Consider the following 1763-nt stretch of genomic DNA (forward strand, 5'->3'; position numbering starts at 1 on the left):
TGGTGGGGGCGGTGGTCGACCCGGGCCCCGGGGTGGGCCTCCCCTCGGTGGCTCCGGCCGTACCGGCTAAGCCCATTGCCATGGCCGCGCCCCCGGCCGCGGTGGCGGCGAGCACGTGTCGGCGACTGGGAGCGGTTGGGGTGGCGGTGATTCTCTCTGGGTTCTCCGGCTCTGCCATGTGTTGTCCCCCGTCGGGCGAGTGGCGTGAGGCGCGTGCAGCGCGATCGACCCCACCACCATCACGGCGGGTGTGACCCCCGTCATCCACCGTTCGGCCAAGGGGCGTGTGCTCTCCAGGGTGCAGACGCACCCCTTAGGGGTGGGCCTGTAGACGGAGCGGTTTCCGGCCAGATCGGAGGACCGTCGCGTGTCCGGCGGTCCAACTGGCGCTCAGTAAAGGGATGTTGAGGCCCGTGAACCCTGGAGCGGCACCACTACGTAACGTTACGATGGCATATGGTCGCCGGTTTGATTGTGGACGCAGGCGGGTTCGAGCTGGTCGTCGATGGGCGGCGGGTCGGCCGCCGTCGGATGCTGCGGGCTTCTGACGTCGACCTGCTCGATATGGTCGCCGACCAGTATGTGGATGCCGTGCGCAACGGCTCCAAGGAACAGGCGCTGCTTGCGGTGGGACGCGAGTTGTATCGGTGGCTCGACGGCGACCTCGGCCAGCTGGGGCGTCTGCTCGACGAGGCGTCGGCGCCGCTGGTGTTCGAGGTCCGGGCACCTGCGCGACCGTCCGCAGCCGCGTGGGCGCTGCTGCGGGCCCCGTACGAGCTGCTGGCCGGTCCCGAGGGCGGGTTCCTGGCCGAGTCGCCGAAGTTGTTCGCCGTGGCGCGTCGGCTCGGTCACCCGAGTGCGGCGCAGGCCCTGGACGAGTACCGGCTCGGGGTGGCGTTCATGGCCTCGGCACCCCGGGGGCAGCACGAACTGGACTACGAGGCGGAGGAGCTGGCCATCCTCACCGCCGCCGGAGAGACGAGCCTTGATCTCGTCGTCGAGGACTCCGGCAATCCCGAGCATCTTGGCCTGCGCCTGTCCGAGCTCGGCGGAATGCCGGTGGTTCATCTGTCGTGTCACGGACTGCACAACTGGCGCTCGGAGCCCGACGGGCCCGCCACCCCGGTCCTGCTCATGGAAGACGACCTCGGGGACGGTTCTCCGACGAGCGCGGACGCGCTGGTGGCCCTGTTGACTCCTCGGCCGCGGCTGGCGTTCGTGTCGGCCTGCCTGACCGCCACCGGTGCCGACGTGACCGGGCATGTTCCAGCCGGTGCCGGCCACCGCGGCGGTCCGGCGGCCGACCCCGGCGTGCCCGTGGCGCACTCGATGGCCACCGGTCTTGTGGCCGCCGGGATTCCCGCGGTCATCGGATGGGACGGCTCGGTCAGCGACCGGGCCGCCACTCGCTTCGCCGAGCGCCTGTACCAGCAGCTCAGCCGCCGGGTAGAGGTGACCGAGGCCGTCGCCGTCGCCCGCCGCCATCTGCTGTCCTGTGCCGATGAGCGACAGCGCGCCGACTGGCACCTGGCGCGGCTGTGGCTGGGGCCGACCGGTGGCGGCCCGGTGGTCGGAGGAACCCGCAAACGCCAGATGGTGCCCCCGCACCACGGGACCCAGACGTTCATGGACCGCAAGCACCAGCTACGGGTCGCGGCCGCGGAGATGTTCGTCGGCCGCCGCCCGGAAATCCAGCACACGCTGCGCGCCCTGCGCGGCGGGCGGAAAGCCGGGGTCCTGCTCCACGGGCAGGGCCGGTTGGG

The 1763-nt window shown here is 71.5% G+C and carries 1 protein-coding gene; it reads left to right on the forward strand.

Annotated elements, in window-relative coordinates; genetic code table 11:
• Positions 1-474: 474 nt before the first annotated feature.
• A partial coding sequence (locus tag AOK03_RS44690) for a CHAT domain-containing protein (protein WP_244177932.1) occupies positions 475-1763 on the forward strand: 1289 nt, incomplete at its 3' end.

Origin of the sequence: Streptomyces atriruber (assembly GCF_001418325.1) — a bacterium.
Classification (GTDB): domain Bacteria; phylum Actinomycetota; class Actinomycetes; order Streptomycetales; family Streptomycetaceae; genus Streptomyces; species Streptomyces atriruber.